Source organism: Pseudomonas sp. ChxA, assembly GCF_030263855.1.
GTDB classification, from domain to species: domain Bacteria; phylum Pseudomonadota; class Gammaproteobacteria; order Pseudomonadales; family Pseudomonadaceae; genus Aquipseudomonas; species Aquipseudomonas fluorescens_CB.
This window is the reverse complement of the sequence record NZ_JARPMK010000002.1, coordinates 1,405,388-1,423,133: the sequence shown is the minus strand read 5'-3', so window position 1 is coordinate 1,423,133 and position 17,746 is coordinate 1,405,388. Positions and strand designations below refer to the sequence as shown.

14 protein-coding genes are annotated in these 17,746 nt (G+C 60.1%); 3 read left to right on the top strand and 11 right to left on the bottom strand.

The window, feature by feature from the left end:
- Positions 1 to 60 precede the first annotated feature (60 nt).
- Positions 61 to 951 (bottom strand): 4-hydroxybenzoate octaprenyltransferase, encoded by an 891-nt coding sequence (gene ubiA / locus P5706_RS32325; protein WP_200431089.1) that lies wholly within the window; start codon positions 949 to 951, stop codon positions 61 to 63.
- The gene (locus tag P5706_RS32320) at positions 951 to 1,514 is read right to left on the bottom strand and encodes a chorismate--pyruvate lyase family protein (RefSeq protein WP_285684508.1); all 564 of its coding nucleotides are present in this window, start codon (positions 1,512 to 1,514) and stop codon (positions 951 to 953) included. The genes ubiA and P5706_RS32320 overlap by 1 nt, the downstream gene beginning before the upstream one ends.
- 195 nt (positions 1,515 to 1,709) lie before the next feature.
- Between P5706_RS32320 and P5706_RS32315 the strand changes: the two genes are divergently transcribed.
- The 3 genes from P5706_RS32315 (at position 1,710) to P5706_RS32305 (ending at position 3,529) form a co-directional block, all read left to right on the top strand.
- Positions 1,710 to 1,877 carry a rubredoxin gene (locus P5706_RS32315; protein WP_003213373.1) on the top strand — a complete coding sequence of 56 codons (168 nt, stop codon included), beginning with the start codon at positions 1,710 to 1,712 and terminating at the stop codon, positions 1,875 to 1,877.
- 36 nt (positions 1,878 to 1,913) lie between these two features.
- Positions 1,914 to 3,062 carry an NAD(P)/FAD-dependent oxidoreductase gene (locus P5706_RS32310; protein ID WP_285684506.1) on the top strand — a complete coding sequence of 383 codons (1,149 nt, stop codon included), beginning with the start codon at positions 1,914 to 1,916 and terminating at the stop codon, positions 3,060 to 3,062.
- 191 nt (positions 3,063 to 3,253) lie between these two features.
- Complete coding sequence (locus P5706_RS32305; RefSeq protein WP_003213368.1) at positions 3,254 to 3,529, top strand: HU family DNA-binding protein; 276 nt, start codon at positions 3,254 to 3,256, stop codon at positions 3,527 to 3,529.
- 83 nt (positions 3,530 to 3,612) lie between these two features.
- On the opposite strand, the gene P5706_RS32300 is transcribed toward P5706_RS32305, so the two are convergent.
- From P5706_RS32300 to tssE, 9 genes are all read right to left on the bottom strand, one after another.
- Positions 3,613 to 3,969, bottom strand: coding sequence for a DUF7716 domain-containing protein (locus tag P5706_RS32300; RefSeq protein ID WP_285684503.1), 357 nt, complete (start codon positions 3,967 to 3,969; stop codon positions 3,613 to 3,615).
- A 167-nt stretch (positions 3,970 to 4,136) separates the two neighbouring features.
- A complete protein-coding gene (locus P5706_RS32295; protein ID WP_285684501.1) occupies positions 4,137 to 4,706 on the bottom strand; it encodes an imm11 family protein in 570 nt (189 codons plus the stop codon).
- 1 nt (position 4,707) lies between these two features.
- On the bottom strand, positions 4,708 to 9,096 hold the full coding sequence (locus tag P5706_RS32290) for an RHS repeat-associated core domain-containing protein (RefSeq protein ID WP_285684499.1): 4,389 nt from the start codon (positions 9,094 to 9,096) through the stop codon (positions 4,708 to 4,710).
- A 12-nt stretch (positions 9,097 to 9,108) separates the two neighbouring features.
- Entirely contained in the window at positions 9,109 to 9,543 is a 435-nt protein-coding gene (locus tag P5706_RS32285; RefSeq protein ID WP_285684497.1) for a DcrB-related protein, read from the bottom strand.
- Positions 9,544 to 9,558: 15 nt separating this feature from the next.
- Complete coding sequence (locus tag P5706_RS32280; RefSeq protein ID WP_285684495.1) at positions 9,559 to 11,499, bottom strand: type VI secretion system Vgr family protein; 1,941 nt, start codon at positions 11,497 to 11,499, stop codon at positions 9,559 to 9,561.
- Positions 11,500 to 11,676: 177 nt separating this feature from the next.
- Positions 11,677 to 14,334, bottom strand: a complete 2,658-nt coding sequence (tssH, locus tag P5706_RS32275; RefSeq protein ID WP_285684493.1) for a type VI secretion system ATPase TssH — start codon at positions 14,332 to 14,334, stop codon at positions 11,677 to 11,679.
- Positions 14,327 to 15,370 (bottom strand): type VI secretion system baseplate subunit TssG, encoded by a 1,044-nt coding sequence (tssG, locus tag P5706_RS32270; protein WP_285684491.1) that lies wholly within the window; start codon positions 15,368 to 15,370, stop codon positions 14,327 to 14,329. Before tssG ends, tssH begins: the two co-directional genes overlap by 8 nt.
- Positions 15,334 to 17,193 (bottom strand): type VI secretion system baseplate subunit TssF, encoded by a 1,860-nt coding sequence (tssF, locus tag P5706_RS32265; RefSeq protein ID WP_285684490.1) that lies wholly within the window; start codon positions 17,191 to 17,193, stop codon positions 15,334 to 15,336. The genes tssG and tssF overlap by 37 nt, the downstream gene beginning before the upstream one ends.
- Positions 17,190 to 17,705 (bottom strand): type VI secretion system baseplate subunit TssE, encoded by a 516-nt coding sequence (gene tssE / locus P5706_RS32260; protein WP_200432351.1) that lies wholly within the window; start codon positions 17,703 to 17,705, stop codon positions 17,190 to 17,192. The genes tssF and tssE overlap by 4 nt, the downstream gene beginning before the upstream one ends.
- Positions 17,706 to 17,746 lie beyond the last annotated feature (41 nt).

Genomic DNA, 17,746 nt, shown 5'->3' with positions numbered 1-17,746 from the left:
ACACTTGGAATGCGCTCCAAATGTGGGAGCGGGCTTGCCCGCGATGGCGTCAGCACTGAATTACCGAAACCCGTAATCCGCCACAATCCCGACAAATATCGCCAACCCCGCCCAGTGGTTGTGCAAAAACGCCTTGAAGCATTTGATCCGGTCCTTGTCCCGGGTGTACCAGAACTCCCAGGCGAAACAGCCCGCCGCCGCCAGCAACCCCAGGTGGAACCAGCCACCCAGCTCAAACCGTTGCCCCGCCAATAGCAGGCACACCAGTGACAAACCTTGCAGGGTCAGAATGATCACGCGGTCCGCGTCGCCGAACAGAATGGCGGTGGATTTCACCCCGATCTTCAAGTCGTCATCGCGGTCGGTCATCGCGTAATACGTATCGTAGCCCACCGTCCACAGCAAATTGGCGATGTACAGCAGCCACGCCGTGGCCGGCAAATGCCCGGTCTCGGCAGTGAATGCCATCGGCATGCCCCAGGAAAACGCCGCGCCCAGCACCACCTGCGGGTAATAGGTGTAGCGCTTCATGAACGGGTAGCTCGCCGCCAGCGCCAGGCCGCCCAGGGACAGCAGGATGGTGGTGGCGTTGGTCAGCAGCACCAGCAGAAAACTGATGCCCATCAGCACCGCAAAAAACACCAAGGCCTCTTTGGAACTGATCTTGCCGCTCACCAGCGGCCGTTGCTCGGTGCGTTTCACATGGCCGTCGACCTTGCGGTCGGCCCAGTCATTGATCACGCAGCCGCCAGCGCGAGTCAGCACCACGCCGAGCACGAAAATCACGATATTGAGCAAAGACGGCGAGCCCTTGCCCGCAATCCACAACGCCCACAGCGTCGGCCACAGCAGCAGGTAAATGCCGATAGGTTTGTCCATGCGGGTCAACTGAATGAAATCCCAGGCCCTGGGGTTCAGGCGATTCAAGGACTTGAGCAGACGTTGATACATCAGCAGTTCTCCGGGTGGTCATGCAGCGCATGCCAGAAGCTGGGCAGGAAAATTTCCGCGACCAGCACGCTCAACGGCCCGCGATCAAAGCGCGAGCGTCGCCCCCAAAGGCCATCGGCCTGGTCGGGGCTCGGCAGCCATTGCCGTGGGTAATGGCACACCTCGATCGCCTGGCGGGCGAAGGCCCGGTCGCAGAACAGCAATTCGCCCAGCGAACGGCTGCCCAACTCGTCCATGTGCAAGCCGTCGCCTTGCAAGGCACTGCGCGCCGCCACGCTGCGGGCAAACACCCACGGCTGGCCATGCCCACGCAAATACACCTCGCGCACCCAGCCGACAGTGGCGGGAGCCATGCCCAGCGCGGCACATTCATCCTCGCGCAGTGGCTGCCAGCCTTCGAACAGCGGCGTCACGCTGAAGCCGTCGTTGGACAGCCACGTAAGCCGGCGCGTCAGCGAGCCTTCGTCGAACAGCCAGTTGAGGGTCAAGGGCGCGGGCATTGGGCTCAGAAGGCTCTGGGTCAGCCATTGGCAAGCATCGGGATGGGCGATTGAGTGCGGCACAGTGAGTCAATATTGGCAGCAAAAGAGGCGGCGAGCTTACCATGGCGTCCCGAGCTTTTGCCGGGCTGAACCGGCCGTTTGCGTCGAACATGCTTGCATCTGTCGGCCCCGATCAGTACAAAACGCCCTGAGCCGCACGGCAACGTTGGTCTATCGACCGTCGGCCAAGATGCCTGGACCCTGAGGAAGCAAGTAATGAAGAAGTGGCAATGTGTAGTCTGCGGCCTGATCTATGACGAAAAAGACGGCTGGCCGGATGACGGTATCGCACCCGGCACCCTGTGGCAGGACGTCCCGGAAGACTGGCTGTGCCCGGACTGCGGCGTAGGCAAAATGGATTTCGAAATGATCGAAATCGGCTAATCATCGGTTTAAGAAACGTACTACAAGGAGAAAGGAATGAACGCACCTGTCGTGATCATCGGCACAGGATTGGCCGGTTACAACGTGGCCCGGGAGTTTCGCAAGCTCGACAGCGAGACCCCGTTGCTGCTGATCACCGCGGATGACGGGCGCTCCTACTCCAAGCCCATGCTCTCCACCGGCTTTGGCAAGAACAAGGAAGCCGACGGTCTGAGCATGGCTGAACCGGGCGCCATGGCCGAGCAACTCAAGGCCGAAGTGCGCACCCACACGCGCATCAGCGGCATCGACCCGGGCCACAAACGCCTGTGGATCGGCGAGGAAGCGGTGGCCTACCGCGACCTGATCCTGGCTTGGGGCGCAGAAACCGTGCGCGTGCCGGTAGAAGGCGATGCGGCGGAACTGATTTTCCCCATCAATGATCTCGAAGATTACGCACGCTTTCGTGCCGCCGCAGCCGAGAAGCGCCGTGTGCTACTGCTGGGCGCCGGCCTGATCGGCTGCGAATTCGCCAACGACCTGATGCTTGGCGGCTACGAAATTGATCTGGTCGCCCCCTGCGAGCAAGTCATGCCGACCCTGCTGCACCCGGCGGCGGCCGCAGCGGTGAAGGCTGGCCTGGAAGGCCTCGGCGCACGCTTCCACCTGGGCCCGGTACTCAATCGCCTGCAGCGCACGGCGGATGGCCTGGAAGCGCACCTGTCCGATGGTGAGGTGATTCATTGCGACTTGGTGGTTTCGGCCATCGGCCTGCGCCCGCGCGTGGACCTCGCCGCCGCTGCCGGCCTGCAGATCAACCGTGGAATCATGGTGGACCGCCACCTCAAGACCTCCCACGCCAACATCTACGCGCTGGGCGACTGCGCCGAGGTCGATGGCCTCAACCTGCTCTACGTGATGCCATTGATGAGCTGCGCCCGTGCATTGGCCCAAACCTTGGCCGGCAACGCCACGGCCGTCAGCTATGGGCCGATGCCGATTACTGTGAAAACCCCGATCTGCCCGCTGGTGGTGTCACCGCCGCCACGCGGCACCGAAGGCGTGTGGAGCGTCGAAGGGCAGGGCGCCGACATCAAGGCCTTGTGCCGCGACGCCAGCGGCCGCCTGCTGGGTTATGCGCTGACTGGTAGCGCTGTCATGGAAAAACTCGCCCTTAACAAAGAACTTCCGCCATTGCTGGCGTAAATACCGGTCGTTCTGTCGGAATCAGCACCTTCTTACCCCCAGAAAGGTCGCCGCGAGACTGGCGGAGCGTGCGAGGGCATGCCATCCTCACTCCCGTCTGCCGCAGAGTAGAGCCTGCGGCGCCTTGGGCGCTGCTCCACCAGAGAGCAGCACGGACATAACAACAAAAAACCGTCAAAGAGGCTTCACTTATGCGTAAACCAGAACTCGCAGCCGCTATTGCAGAAAAAGCAGACCTGACCAAAGAACAGGCCAACCGCGTTCTCAACGCCGTTCTCGAAGAAATCACCGGCGCCCTGCACCGCAAAGACAGCGTCACCCTGGTGGGCTTCGGCACCTTCCTGCAACGTCACCGCGGCGCCCGCACCGGCAAAAACCCGCAAACCGGCGAGCCAGTGAAAATCAAGGCGAGCAACACCGTTGCATTCAAGCCGGGCAAGTCGCTCAAAGACAGCGTCAACCCCTAAGAGCAGGACCGTCTGAAGGGAGGCGGGTTGGTAAGAAAATGGGCACGCCGACTGGGTTGGGTGCCCATTTTTTTGGATAGTAATCAGGCTTCCATGAAGTCATCGAATTCTCGATAGTGATTGATTGCTCGGATCAAAATATCGTCGTCTGGCGCCTTAACTTTCTTTTGAATGATTTCGAATATGGCTAGTAGAGTTTGTGCATCCAGCCAGGTTTCAACGTTTTCCTTAGCCAAGGATTTAGGGATAAGTTCGCCGGCAGAATTCTCGACTGTTTTATCTTCTTCCTCGAGATCGTCAATTTCATCCTCTGAAATGAGGTAGAAAATTGCGCTCTCTGGATGCGCTTCCCATTTCTCTAGGTTGGTATAGACCCAATCGTTATCGGTATGGGAGTTGATGGTGCTGAACAGGTTGGTTATGTCTTGCATCTTTTTCATCAGAAACTCCTTATTTTCTGCAGGATGACCCGCCCCCCCAGGTTTTCCTGCCACCTACTCGTTTTCCGTTACGGCATTTCGCATAGATAAGGGGACAGACTTTTAATCTTGCTGACCTGTATAACTTGAATTAACTTTTAATGTGTGGAAACTTCTATTATATAAGCTCACACTTGAATGCCTTTAGAGCAATCTACAAATTGCATGCCCTTAAGTTGGGCAGCTTCGCACTGCTCCTTGAACTGCTGGGAAACGAAGATGCGTTGAGAGCTTTCCTTCGCCCTGACGATATGATGATTGCCTAAAGCATCAGGCGGTAGACTTTGAAGTGATGTAAATCTAAGAGGACCATCAGGCATAAAACTAAACATGGGGCCATACTCAGAGTTATCCAAGTCAATACAAGGTAACGTCTGGATTACATTGAATACATAATAGCCATGCAGTTTTTCTTCTTTGAGGTAAACGTCAGCAGGGAAGAGCTGAACGTCTTCTGGAAACGTGCACAGTATGTTGGCCATTGCGGTGCTTACAAACTCGAGTGTGTCACTTTGAAGAAGATCGTAAGACAGTAGGCGAGGCTTACTGACCTTTTTTTTGTTTCTAAAGGTCGGTGTGGTAGTAATCGATGAATGTTTTTCTCCACTTATAAACAATAGGTGATCGGGGGAGGCTTTCTGGTCGTATTTAAACCAGTAAATTTCCGAGTAACTTTCACTGACGTCCAATAGGTACATATTATTTCCCGCAGCGACCTGCTTGAGTTGAATTTTTATTCAGTCTGGTACGCCCGCTGCGTAACCCTGACCGTTGAGAGCTGACAACTTGCTTCACAGCCTGCACGTACTGGGCTTTTTTCCATTTTCCAGCCTTGCCTGCAATGGATATTTCATTGAGTTGTGCGCGAACAGCTTTGTTGTAACCCGGATGGGAGCCTTTGTGAATAGTACGGTATTCATGTTTGCCCTCTTCAGAAGGTAAGTAAATGATGTTGGATGTTTTGTGTATGTCGAATCCAGCTTTTTTCAGCGCAGGATGATCAGCCAGCGATTGAGGAATAATGTGGTGCTTCTGGAACCCATCGATTCCAGGCATGTTTTTGTAGTTCCAGTTAAATAGGCCCCATGGGTCGACCCACGTAATTGGGTTTGGTGCGTACTGGTAAAGATTGGTACCACCAAGCAAGCTGATCGGATCCGGCGTCGTAAACCGCCCCACATCCGGATCATAAAACCTGAACGTATTAAAATGCAGTCCCGTCTCCCGGTCCAGGTACTGCCCCTGAAACCTCAGGTTCTGCTCCTCAATGTAATAAGGCTCACGCACCTCTTCCAGCGTGTTGCCCCACACCCGATAAGTCGCTTGCCAGAGCGTGTGCCCATCAACCTCTGTTAGCTGTTCTGGTAACCCGTTCAGGTCGTTGTGGTAGTAACGAATCTTCTGCAGCGGCCCGGCACCGTCCACGCGAGCCAGAGGTTGATAGCCTTCATCCTCATAAACGTACAGGCTTGTCTGACTGTGCTTATGCTCCTGCAATAACCGCAAACCATCCCAGGTAAACCGCGTTTCCCCCAGCGGATACCCATCACTGCCATGCTCGGTTTTTTCTATCCGACGCCCCAACGGGTCATACACCATCCTGACCACGCTGCCATCGTCATTACGCACCTCAACCAACCGGCTCTCAGCGTCATACGCAAACCGCTGCACACCACGTTTAGCGCTGCGCTTCTCGACCATCCGCCCAAACGCATCGTAGCGATAACGCTTGTCTTGATACGTCAGCAGCTTGTTATGCACCACCAACCCGGCACCCGCTTGCGGGCCGTCCAGCAGGTTGGCGGCGGCGTCGTAGGCGAAGGCTTCGCGCTGCCCATGCAGGCTGTCCTGGCTGGCGATGATGCGGCCGGTGGCGTCGTAGTGCAGCAGTTGGCGATGTTGCGCGGCGGGTTGTTGGTCGAGTTTGCCGATCAGGTTGTCGGCGGGGTCGTATTCGAACTGCTTTTGCGCCGCTGCGGGCATCAGCGTTGGCTGGCTATTCAGGCGGCGCTGGCGTGAGCGCAAGCGGCCGCTGCGGTCGTATTCGCTGCGCGTACTGAGCTGCCCTTGGGTGCGCAGCACTTCGCGGTGCAGACGGTCGCGCTCGAAATCGCTGATCACCTGGCCGTCCAGGTTGATCTGGTGCAGATGGCCGCTGCCGTAGTACAGGCGGTTGAGCCAGCGGCCGTCCGGCAGTTGGGTCTGGATCAGGTTGCCGAGTTCGTCGTAGTGATGTTGCAGGTTGCCGGCGGCACTCTGTTCGGCAAGCAACTGGCCGGCAGCGTCGTAGGCGAAACCCAAGGCTTGGGAATTGCCTTGCAGATCGGTGAAGGTCACAGCCGTGAGCTGATCCACGGCATCGTAGCTGTAGTCGGTGCGGCCATCGTCGGTGGTTTTGGCCACCAGTCGCCCGACCGCATCACGCTCCAGCCGATGAACGATGGGCGCGGGTGGCGTCTCGGGCACCACCGCCAGTCCATTGCCATAAGGCGCAGGAAGCGCAGTCACCGCCGTGATGTTGTCGAGCAAGTCGTAGTCGTAGCGCTTGGCGCTGCCGTCGAGGTCTTGCTGCTCGGTCAGCCGATCCCCGGCGTCCCACGCAAACCGATAGCTTTCACCGTTCTCGTTGACCAGCGCTTGCAGCCGTCCGTAGCTGTCATACCCAAACTGTACCTGCCGCCCATGGGCATCGGTGCGCTGGCGTACCTGGCCGCGCCGGTTGTGTTGGTAGAGCGTGCTGTGCCCGGCGGGATCGGTGTAGCCCACCAACTGCCCGCTGGCGTCGCGCTGATACAACTCGGTGCGCCCATCCGGTAATTGGCTGCTGAGCAAGCGCCCCTGAGCGTCATAGCTGAACTGCGTGCGTTCACCGAGCGCATCGGTGATGACCTGCAAATAACCGCGTTCGTCGTAGCTGAAACGCGTCGGGTAGCCCGAGCAATCGATATGCTCGACCAACTGCCCGAATGCGTTCCAACGCAGCTTTTTACTTTTGCCGGTGGCGTCGACAATCTCCACGACCTGGCCGTGGGCGTCATAGCGATAGCGGGTGATATAACCCAGCGGATCGGTCTCGGCGATGCAGTTACCGCGTGGGTCATAGCGATATTGCCAACTGTTGTCGGCCGCGTCGGTTTCCACCAGCGGCAATGCCCAATGTTCCAGCCACAAGGTCGAATCACTGCGGCCCAGCGGGTCGGTTTCGCCGATTACGTTGCCGCTCTCATCGTAGCTGTACTCATAGCGCCCACCCAACGGATCAGTCGCGCTGAGCAACTGACGTTCGTCGTTCCATTCGAACAGCCAAGTCTGGCCGAGGTTGTCGCTGTACTGAATGATCTGGTGCTGAGTGTTCCAGTACCGCGTGCTCACGCGCTGCAGGCCATCGGTGATGCGCGTTAAGCCAGCCTGCAGGTCATAGTCGAACTGGTAAGCGTCGCCCTCATCAGTCCAATGCCGAACCACGCGCCATTCCAGGCCTTCGACCAGTGCCCACTCATAGAAACAGCGCAATCCGGTGGGCAATTGATGTTCCACCATTCGGCGCCCGGCATCGTAGGCGAAGCGCCGCTGGACTTGATCGGTTGCATCGCGCACTTGCGCGAGATTACCCGCCGCGTCGTAGCCGTAGCTCACCAGCACTTCGCGACGTTGATCCGGGTACAGGCGTTCGATGCGGCTCAGATAGCCCTGATCGCGGATCAGCTCAACCTGTACCAGATCGAACGTGTCGCGCAGACGCACCAAGTGCCCGGCTTCGTCATAGTCGAGGTAGATGCGGTTGTCGTTACGATCACCCAGTTGACTCAGACGCAGTTGCGACGGGGCTGCTGGCGCAGCTTCGAACAAGCGGTACATGCCGTCGTCGCTTTCGATCAGCAATTGCCCATTGAGGTGTCGCCGCACCGCGAGCCCTTCGCCCGCGCTGAACACTGCGCCGCCCAACGGAATGGAGCCCATGTCGATGGGCCGACCCTGCTCGTCGGTATACACGAGCGTTTCGCCGCCCTCGGGATGCGGCTGAATGTCTACGCACACCTCGTAAGGCACGCTCCAGCCGACGCCAAACAGGCTGCCCTGGCGTTCATCACGGCTGTTGTAGAAGCGCTGCCAGTCAATCGGCAGGATACCCGGCAGCACGAAATCCAGGTCGTCGACATCACCCAGTACCTTCGCGCCCGTCGCGGCATGCACCGGGTTCGACGAGCCCATCGCGGCGTTGGCCGCAGCGCCCATCGCGCTGCTGATGGCCATCGAAGTGGCGCCGCTGACCAACATGCACGGCAACTTGCTGAAGAACTTGCCCTTGCCACCCTTGAGCATCAACAGCGCTGTAACCGCCAGCCCGACGCCGGGCGTCTTGCCGCTGCGAATCTCACGCACCACCACCGAACCGCCACCAATGGTCACGTTGGAGGAAATCAGCCCGGACGACACCACCGTCGCATCGCAGGTACTGCGATCACCACTGCGCACGGCGGGTTGGCCGTTGATCGTGACCTTATCCGAGCCTTCGGCCAGAAACTGCGGCGGCATTGGCGGGTGCTTCATGCACACCACCAGATCCAGCGGCTTGGGCACGGCACCCGGCGCAGGTGTGGCGACGGTAGGGCGCCACATCTGCGAAAAGAAACCTGCGGCCATGTCCAGATAACTGGCTTCGGGTTCCGGTTCGGGCGCTTCCAGCTCGGTACCGGCCGGTGTGACATGGGAACTGATCGCCCCGGCCGCACGAGCCGCAGGCATGTTATTGGTCAGGGTATTGGTGGAACCGGTGAGAATGTTCGCCTGCACCGTGGGCGGAAACAGGGCGTTACTGAAGGCATCGCATATCTTGGTCAGGCCTTTGTCCGCGCCACTTTTGCTCATGGCCAGGCCAACAATCGTGCCCACCACCGCACCCAGCAGGAAGCAGCCGAGGCCACCGGTGACCACGGTAATGCCGGTGGCCGCAACCACGGCAGCCGTCGCCACCGCCGTGATCGCGATATTGGCCGCCACTTCCAGCACACCGCCGAGGATGTCCGCCATCATCGAAGTGTGGGAGAGCGCATCGCCCATCCGGGCTGCCCATAACGCGTCAGACATGCAGGCAGCTCATCAAGAAATAGCGTCAAACGACAGCGAATTTTTTATCAATGCCCAGTGCGCAGCCTCGGTATCGCCTAGCTTTTCGGCCTTCACATAACTCAAGGCAAGCATCTTGCGCGTACCCGGCAACACCAGCGCCAACTGATACTGGAACACCTTGTCATTGCCCTTGTTGAACTGGCTGCGCAACTCGATACCTTCCACCTCTTGAGCGGCGCCCAGACGCACGGTAACGCTCGGTTGGCAACGCAAGTCCTGCACCTGTTTTTCCAGACGCTTGAGCTGGTCGTCGAAGTTGCTGTGCAGGGTTTCGCCTTCGGCGAGCAAGCTGCGGCTGACGATCAGAGACGTGCCCAGCTCGGGGAACTTGAGGATATTGATCGTTGCGTCCTGCAACTCTGCGGCCGGCAGTTGGAACTGAAATTCGTTGATTCGGTACGTCATGGCAAACAGGTCTCGTCAGGAGCTTTTAGGCGTGGGGAACGCGGCTTTGATATTGGCGTCGATGCTGGCTTTGACGCCTTGGCCATCGGGCGTGGCGCCAGCGCCGCCGCCGTTGTTCAGGTGCAGGAGGCCGCCGGTATTAAACTCGGCATCGCCGCTGGCATAGAAACTGATATTCACACCCGTGAGGTTGATCTGCCCGCTGGCATTCAACTCCAGAATGCTTTCGCCGCAGACCAGCCGCAGGTTCTCGCCCACTTCAATCACGTAGCTCTGGCTGATGCTGTCGGTCTTCCTTTGGCCCACCGAGAGAATGTCCTCCTGCTTGACGATGCGCAGGCGGTTATTACCAATCGTCACCGTCTCGTTATGCCCAATGCTCTTGTTGCGGTCATGCCCCACCGAGTGGCTTTCATCCACTTCCACCACGATGTCCTGGTTGCGCTCGGCGTGGATATACAGCTGCTCCAGGCCCTTCTTGTCCTCCATGCGGATTTCATTGAAGTTGGCCGGCGTGCCGCCTTTGCTGGAGCGGCTTTTCATGCCGCTCTGGGTGGCGTTTTCCGGCAGGTCGTAAGGCACGGTCTGCTCGGCGTTGTAGACGCGCCCGGTGATGATCGGTCGGTCCGGGTCGCCTTCCAGGAAGCTCACAATCACTTCCTGGCCGATCCGTGGGATCTGCATCGAGCCCCAGTTTTTACCGGCCCAGGACTGCGATACACGAATCCAGCACGAGCTGTTTTCGTTGGATTGATCGTGACGGTCCCAGTAGAAATGCACCTTCACGCGGCCGTACTGGTCGGTCCAGATTTCCTCGCCCTTGGGGCCGACCACCAGCGCAGTCTGTGGGCCTTTGACGATGGGCCGATAGGTGCTGGCCAGCGGGCGGAAGCTTTGCTGGGCGTCAATACAGGTGAGGCTGCTTTCGAACTGCGCCGATCCCGAGCCGCCGCCGCTTTCCAGGCTTTCCTGGACGATGGCATAGCGGCAGCCGACGATCAGGTATTCGCGGTTCTGGTCCTGGCGGCTAAAGCCGGTGAGGCTGAACAAATGGCCTGAGCCCAAGCCCCGCGCATTGCCGTTGAACTCGATCTGCTCATGCAGGGTTTGCAGGGCTTCGATGCGGGTGCGCGCATAGTGTTCGCCGTCAGCGCTTTGCACATAGGTGCCGGGGTAGTCGTACAGCGGGTAGTCGCCGGCGGTGTGCGGGCGCGGCATGGCTGAGCGCACGTCGATGCTGGCGCTGGGGCGCTGGAAGTCGTAGTCGTTAAGCTCCAGCGACCCCGGCTGCACTTCCTGCGCCAGGTGCCAGTTGTGCATATGGTCGCGTTCGCGCTGCTGTTCGTCCTTGGGGTAGTACGGGATCGACGCGTAGCCCGGCACCGTGGTGTGGGCGCCATAAGCATCGGCCAGCACCAGCACATGACGGTCCTGTTCATGGCGGAAGAAGTAGTAGATACCTTCCTGCTCCATCAGGCGGCTGACAAAATCGAAGCTGGTTTCGCGGTACTGCACGCAGTATTCCCACTCGCGATACGGCCGGCTCAGCGCGTCTTCGAAGTCGGAAAAACCCAAGTCACGGAACACCTGCTTGATGATCTGCGGGATGCTCAGGTTTTGGAAAATCCGGCAGTCCGAGGTGCGGCTGAGCAGCCAGAACCACGGGCGCAGGGTCACCTGATAACTGGCGAACTGGCCTTGGTCGATATTCTGGCTGCAACGCGCAACGATGCCGTGAAAGTGCCGCTCGCCACCGTCCGCCAGCTGCACGCCAACGCTCATCGGCTTGCCCAGCAACTGGTTAAGGTCAATGTTGGCGTCCAGCGAGGTCAGTCGCAGCTCAAAGTTGAACAACCTGCCCAGCTCTTCGCCGCCGCCCATTTCATTGAGCAACAGCACATCCGGCCCGAGTGGGCTGGTGATCTTGGCCAGGCGTGAGGCTTGGTTAAAAAGCATCGAAGTACCTTAGTCACTGAAGAAACCGAATCCACATGTGGGAGCTGGCTTGTGTGGGAGCTGGCTTGCCTGCGATAGCATCACCGCGTTGTAACTGACATACCGAGGTGCCTGCATCGCGGGCAAGCCCGGCTCCCACACAAGCCCACTCCCACAGTTGAATTGCGTTTCGTCAGGTCAATCGCTGAAGTCGTAGTGCAATTCATTATCCCGGCTGCTGATACGCACACCCGCCAGTGCCTTGCCTTCGAGCATGCGCGTAAGAAACTCACGGCTCATGTCCGGCAGCAGGCTGTTGGTGAGAATGGTGTCGATCATGCGCCCGCCACTTTCGGTTTCGGTGCAGCGCGAGACGATCAAATCGACCACCGCGTCGTCGTAATCGAAAGCAACTTTGTGGGTATTCTCCACGCGCTTTTTGATGCGGCCCAGTTGCAGGCGGGTAATCGCCTTGAGCATCTCATCGCTCAGCGGGTAATACGGAATCGTCACCAAGCGGCCCAGCAGTGCCGGCGGGAAAATCTCCAGCAGCGGTTGGCGCAAAGCCTTGGCAATTTCTTCCGGCTCGGGGAGGTTCGCCGGGTCTTTGCACACCTGGGAAATCAGTTCGGTGCCGGCGTTGGTGGTCAGCAGGATCAGGGTGTTCTTGAAGTCGATCACGCGGCCTTCGCCGTCCTCCATCACGCCCTTGTCGAACACCTGAAAGAAGATCTCGTGTACATCCGGGTGGGCTTTTTCCACTTCGTCCAGCAGCACCACGCTGTAGGGTTTACGCCGTACCGCTTCGGTCAGCACGCCGCCTTCGCCGTAGCCGATATAACCCGGTGGCGCGCCTTTGAGTGTGGACACGGTGTGGGCTTCCTGGAACTCGCTCATGTTGATGGTGATGACGTTCTGCTCACCGCCGTACATGGCTTCGGCCAGGGCCAGTGCGGTTTCGGTTTTGCCCACACCCGAGGTGCCGGCGAGCATGAACACGCCAATCGGCTTGCTTGGGTTGTCGAGCCCGGCGCGGGAGGTCTGGATGCGCTTGGCGATCATCTGCAAGGCATGGTCCTGGCCGATGATGCGTTTCTTCAGGTGCTGGTCGAGGTTGAGCACCGTCTCCAGCTCGTTGCGCGCCATGCGGCCCACCGGAATGCCGGTCCAGTCGGCGACCACCGAGGCCACGGCCTGGTAGTCCACGGTCGGCAAGATCAGCGGGGTTTCGCCTTGCAGGGCGGTGAGGCGTTGTTGCAGGTCGACCAATTGCGCACGCAGTTCATCGTTGCCGCTGTCTACCACGCCAGCCTTTTCACGCAAGGTCGCGCGAGTTGCCAATAGCTCATCTACCAGGGTTTTTTCTTCGGCCCAGCGGCTTTCCAGCGTTGCCAGGCGTTCGCGCTCGGCGCTCAGCAAGGCTTCGCTATGGGTTTGACGCGCACCGATGGCGATGCCGATGGCATGCTCACGGGCGATGATTTGCAGCTCGGTTTCCAGCGCTTCGATACGACGGCGGCTGTCGTCCACTTCGGCCGGCACGGCATGCAGGCTGATGGCGACGCGAGCACAGGCGGTATCGAGCAAACTGACGGACTTGTCCGGCAACTGTCGCGCGGGGATGTAGCGGTGCGACAGCTTCACCGAGGCTTCCAGCGCTTCATCGAGGATTTGCACCTGATGGTGTTTTTCCATGGTCGAGGCCACGCCGCGCATCATCAGCAGCGCTTTGTCTTCCGACGGCTCGGCCACCTGCACCACCTGGAAGCGGCGGGTCAGGGCCGGGTCTTTCTCGATGTGTTTTTTGTACTCGGCCCAGGTCGTGGCGGCCACGGTACGCAAGGTGCCACGGGCCAGCGCAGGCTTGAGCAGGTTGGCGGCGTCGCCAGTCCCGGCGGCGCCACCGGCACCTACCAGGGTGTGGGCTTCGTCGATAAACAGAATGATCGGCTTGGGCGAAGCCTGCACGTCTTCGATGACCTGGCGCAGGCGCTGTTCGAACTCGCCTTTCATGCTGGCACCGGCTTGCAGCAGGCCGACGTCGAGGCTGCGCAACTCCACATCCTTGAGCGCAGGCGGCACGTCACCGGCGACGATGCGCAGGGCGAACCCTTCAACGACGGCGGTTTTGCCCACACCCGCTTCACCGGTGAGGATCGGATTGTTCTGGCGCCGACGCATCAGGATATCGACCAGTTGGCGGATCTCTTCATCACGCCCCACGATCGGGTCGAGCTTGCCGCTGCGCGCTTGTTCAGTCAGGTCGACGGTAAAACGCTTGAGCGCTTCCTGCTTGCCCATCGCACTGGGTGCCATCGCGCCGCTGGCTTCGCCCGGCACGGCACCGGCATTGAAGCCATCGCTGGCACTCAGCGCATTCTCTGGCGAATCGCCGACGTATTCGTCAAAACGCTCGCTCAGGGCTTCGGCCTTGATCTTGTCGAACTCAGGTGACAAGCCCAGCAGCGCATGGCGCAGGCTCGGTGTTTTCAGAATGCCCAGCACCAGGTAGCCGGTACGCACCTGGCTTTCGCCGAACATCAGGCTGCCATAGACCCAGCCGCGCTCTACGGCTTCTTCCACATGCGACGACAAGTCGGTGATCGACGTCGAACCACGCGGCAGGCGGTCCAGCGCTTCGGTCAGGTCACGGGCCAGGCGTGCCGGCTCCACGTTGAACTGACGGATGATGCGGTGCAGGTCCGAGTCCTGCAGTTGCAGCAATTGGTGAAACCAGTGGGCCAGTTCCACATACGGGTTGCCCCGCAGTTTGCAGAACACGGTGGCGGCTTCGATGGCCTTGTAGGCCACGCTGTTGAGTTTGCCGAACAGTGCGGCGCGACTGATTTCACCCATGCTCTGGATTCCTTGAGGTGGTGGCGTGGTCGGCGTAATGCCGGGCCAGGATTAGGTCGTTGGCGTCATGTTTGGGTTGGCCAAGCCAGGTGTTGAAACCCAGGCGGAATTGGCCATTAAGTTGCAGCTTTGGGACTTCGGGTTGTTGCAAAACCAGGTTCAAGTCCCAGTCCAGTTCATGGCCCAGGTACTCGGCCACCCACGCCACCAGCTCGTTGAACGGCTGGCTGCCGGGCAGCATGCCCATGTAATCGGCCAGCTTGAGCGGGCCTAAGCGGATGCGGAATTTATGCTGGCGGTCCCACACATGGCGGCCCAGGCAAAAGTCCACGCCCAACTGGTTGGCGCTGACACTCACGCGGCTGCGTTCCGGCAGTTCCAGCCACTGGCCGACGTATTCTTCGATGGCTACCGGCAGGCCGAAGTACTCGCTGAGAATGGCCTTCAAGCCGTCCGGGTAGCGGGTTTGCGCCGACAGGTGGCCGCTGTAATGCAGCTTCGCGGTATCCGCAATCAGCCCCTGATTCAGCAGGCTCGGCATGCCTCGGCCACTCAGCGCTGCGAGGCGCGCGGACCAGTAGTCATCACCCGGGCGGTCGTGGCTGACGGTCGGCCGCGCCTCGGCCCAGGCCCGGTAAAACAGGCTGAGCAGGCGATGGTGGAACACATCCAAAAACTGTTTGCTGGTGCTGTCGGCGTTGTTGCGCTGGCGTTCGCGCACGTATTCGGTGATATGCAGCGGCAGCGGGCCGTTGGGGCCGCCGAGGCCGAAAAAGAACTGCTCCAGCCGCGCCGGTTTGCCGTCGCCGCCAGGGTCGACCGAGGCCAGTGTGGCCGGGGCGAAGGTGCAATCGGCCTGCTGGCCAAGGCGTAGCGGGTCATCGGCCAGGCGCAGGGAATGGCCCAGGCGCGGCAGCTCTGGCGATTCGCACTCGATGCGCCGCAGCGCCTGGAAGAAATCGTATTCCCAGGGCTCCTGATGCATTGCATCCAGTGTGTTCACAGGGTCGGACGTCGCCCGGGCTTGGCTTTCCATCGCATGATCTCGCCGCGTTCGGTGGTACGGATCACCGTCTCGGTAAAGCTGTTGATCGACACGTAACGTGCCAGGAAGCGTTCCAGCACCGCACCGAGCAGGAACACGCCGGTGCCGCGAAACGCGTTTTCATCGAATTCCAGGGTGATTTCCAGGCCTCGCCCAAATACGATGGGGCCGGGCATCGGCAGGCGCCGGGTCACGGCTTTGCTGCTGACTTCGCGCAGGCCTTCGATCTGCAATTGCAGCGCCGCATCATTGCTGTCGCCGTACAGGCGCAGCAGTTCACGCAAGGCGCCAGCGCCCTGGCCTTGTTCGCTCAGCGACAGGTAGTTAAGCGACAGCTGGCTGATCAGGCGCCACGCTTTGGCGTCATGGGCATGGCTGGCACGCGGACGACTCGGCCCGGCGACGCAACGCACCGACAATACTGGGGCGCTGTCGGCCAATGTGAAGTCGGTCTTGCCGTTGCCCACGCTCATAAACAGCGGCAGATCGCGATTGGTGCACAGCGCAGTCACGCCGAGCTGGCGCAGGTCATGGCGGTACGGCGCTTGCTGGCTGTCGACCAGGCTGACGAAAGTTTCGCTGCCCACATAGGTCGAGCGCGGGCCGTTACGGCGTTGGTCGCTGGACAACACCCGAGGTTCACGGCGCAGGGTGTAGTAGGCCTGGTCGCGGCCATAACGCGATGGATCGCGCACCGCATAGAACGGCAGGAACGGCTGCTCCGGCCCAGTGCCATGGCCGGTGATGCCGCTCAGCGAGTGAATCTCGAAATCCATCGGCCGCGTGCGGTCGGCGATGACATGGTGTTCGTTGACGCGGTCCGACAGGTGAATGCGGTCCACGCGTTTGGGAAACAAGTTGATCGCCGGCGTGCAGAATGGCATGAACTGCGCCGCGCCGACGCTGCCTTCCAGGCTCGGCTCGTGACGGTCGAACAGCACGATCAGCTCCAACTCCTGGCCGTCGCAGCGTTTGACCGCGCGGCTCAGTTGCGCGAATTCAACGAACAGGAAACGGTGGGGCAGGGCGAAGTATTCCTGCAATAGTCGATAACCCTGAAACGCACGGGTCACCACCGGCATGGCCGCATCGGCGTCGTCAAAACCGCGGGAGCGCAACGCGTCTTGCGGCAGGCGCTCGACCCAATCACCACCAGGTTTGCGGGCAAACACGGCGCAGGCATTGCCGAGTAATTGTTCGTAGAGCCGAAACGGCTGCTCATCGGCACCGCTGAGGTACAGCGGCAGGCTGTCGAGGTCGAGGCTGTTGAAGGGTAGTTCGGCGCCGGTGCGCAGAGTCAGGCGCAGACCGGCTTTGGCTTTCGGCTCGCTGGCGGCCAGGCGTCCCAGCACAGCGGCTGGGTTGCCGAAGTACTCAGCATTACTGACTTGCAACGGCCACAGCGTCACCGGGTGCGCGGTGCGGTACTCGCAGCAGGTCTGGGTTTCGCGGCCCAGTGCGGCGCGCAGCACGGTGTCGCGCGGCAACGGGAAACCGCTGGCCAGCGAGCCTTCGTCGGGGTCGGTCTGCAATTGCACCACGGTCATCGACGGCGTGGGCGCGAGGTAGTGCGGGTAGGCGATTTCCAGCAGGTTATGGGTGAAGGTCGGGTACTCGGCGTCGAGCTTGAGCTGCACCCGGGCAGTCAGGTAGGCAAAGCCTTCGAGCAAGCGCTCGACGTACGGGTCGGCGCAGTCCATGCCGGACAGGGTCAGCCGACTGGCGATCTTCGGGTATTCCTTGGCGAACTCGGCGGCGCTTTCGCGCACGTGGTGCAGTTCCTGGTTATACAGCTCCAGCAGGCGCGGGTTCATGGGCGCCTCCGCTGGTCGGCATTGACGACACGCACATGCCCGGACTCCAGGTCGAGGTCGGTTTGCAGCAGCAGGCGCAACGGCACCGGCTGCGCCCACAGGTCGCCTTCGATCTCGAAACTCAACGCGTTGTGGTTCATCTCGCCATGGCCCACGCGGGCTTTGACGCGCAGCGTGTGGCGTAAAATACGTGGTTCAAAGGTGGCGATGGCTTGGTAGATCAAGGCTTCCAGGGCTTTGATGTCCACACTGGAAACGCTATTGCCCGCCAGCGCCGGCAGGCCGTAATTGACCACCGAAGTACCGGCTTGGGTGTGCAACGTAGCATCGGCGTCGAGTAGCGACGTGGTGTTAAGCAACCACGCCAGGTCACGCAGCACCGAGGCTTTTAATTGGCTCAGGGACAGCACGCGTTTATCGGCGCTTTCCTTGGGATTGGTCGGGTCGTCATCGGTCAGCCGGTCCAGCAGGGACGGTTGCAGACGGTCGCGGGAAGCGATTTCAGTTACCACCAAAGCAGCTCCACGGACGGGCTAAGAGAGGGACAAGGTGC

What these genes read in the sequence shown, in the direction of transcription:
- ubiA (WP_200431089.1), bottom strand. Translation starts at nt 951, where the DNA reads ATGTATCAACGTCTGCTCAAGTCCTTGAATCGCCTGAACCCCAGGGCC.
- P5706_RS32315 (WP_003213373.1), top strand. Translation starts at nt 1,710, where the DNA reads ATGAAGAAGTGGCAATGTGTAGTCTGCGGCCTGATCTATGACGAAAAA.
- P5706_RS32310 (WP_285684506.1), top strand. Translation starts at nt 1,914, where the DNA reads ATGAACGCACCTGTCGTGATCATCGGCACAGGATTGGCCGGTTACAAC.
- P5706_RS32305 (WP_003213368.1), top strand. Translation starts at nt 3,254, where the DNA reads ATGCGTAAACCAGAACTCGCAGCCGCTATTGCAGAAAAAGCAGACCTG.
- P5706_RS32300 (WP_285684503.1), bottom strand. Translation starts at nt 3,969, where the DNA reads ATGAAAAAGATGCAAGACATAACCAACCTGTTCAGCACCATCAACTCC.
- P5706_RS32295 (WP_285684501.1), bottom strand. Translation starts at nt 4,706, where the DNA reads ATGTACCTATTGGACGTCAGTGAAAGTTACTCGGAAATTTACTGGTTT.
- P5706_RS32290 (WP_285684499.1), bottom strand. Translation starts at nt 9,096, where the DNA reads ATGTCTGACGCGTTATGGGCAGCCCGGATGGGCGATGCGCTCTCCCAC.
- P5706_RS32285 (WP_285684497.1), bottom strand. Translation starts at nt 9,543, where the DNA reads ATGACGTACCGAATCAACGAATTTCAGTTCCAACTGCCGGCCGCAGAG.
- P5706_RS32280 (WP_285684495.1), bottom strand. Translation starts at nt 11,499, where the DNA reads ATGCTTTTTAACCAAGCCTCACGCCTGGCCAAGATCACCAGCCCACTC.
- tssH (WP_285684493.1), bottom strand. Translation starts at nt 14,334, where the DNA reads ATGGGTGAAATCAGTCGCGCCGCACTGTTCGGCAAACTCAACAGCGTG.
- tssG (WP_285684491.1), bottom strand. Translation starts at nt 15,370, where the DNA reads ATGGAAAGCCAAGCCCGGGCGACGTCCGACCCTGTGAACACACTGGAT.
- tssF (WP_285684490.1), bottom strand. Translation starts at nt 17,193, where the DNA reads ATGAACCCGCGCCTGCTGGAGCTGTATAACCAGGAACTGCACCACGTG.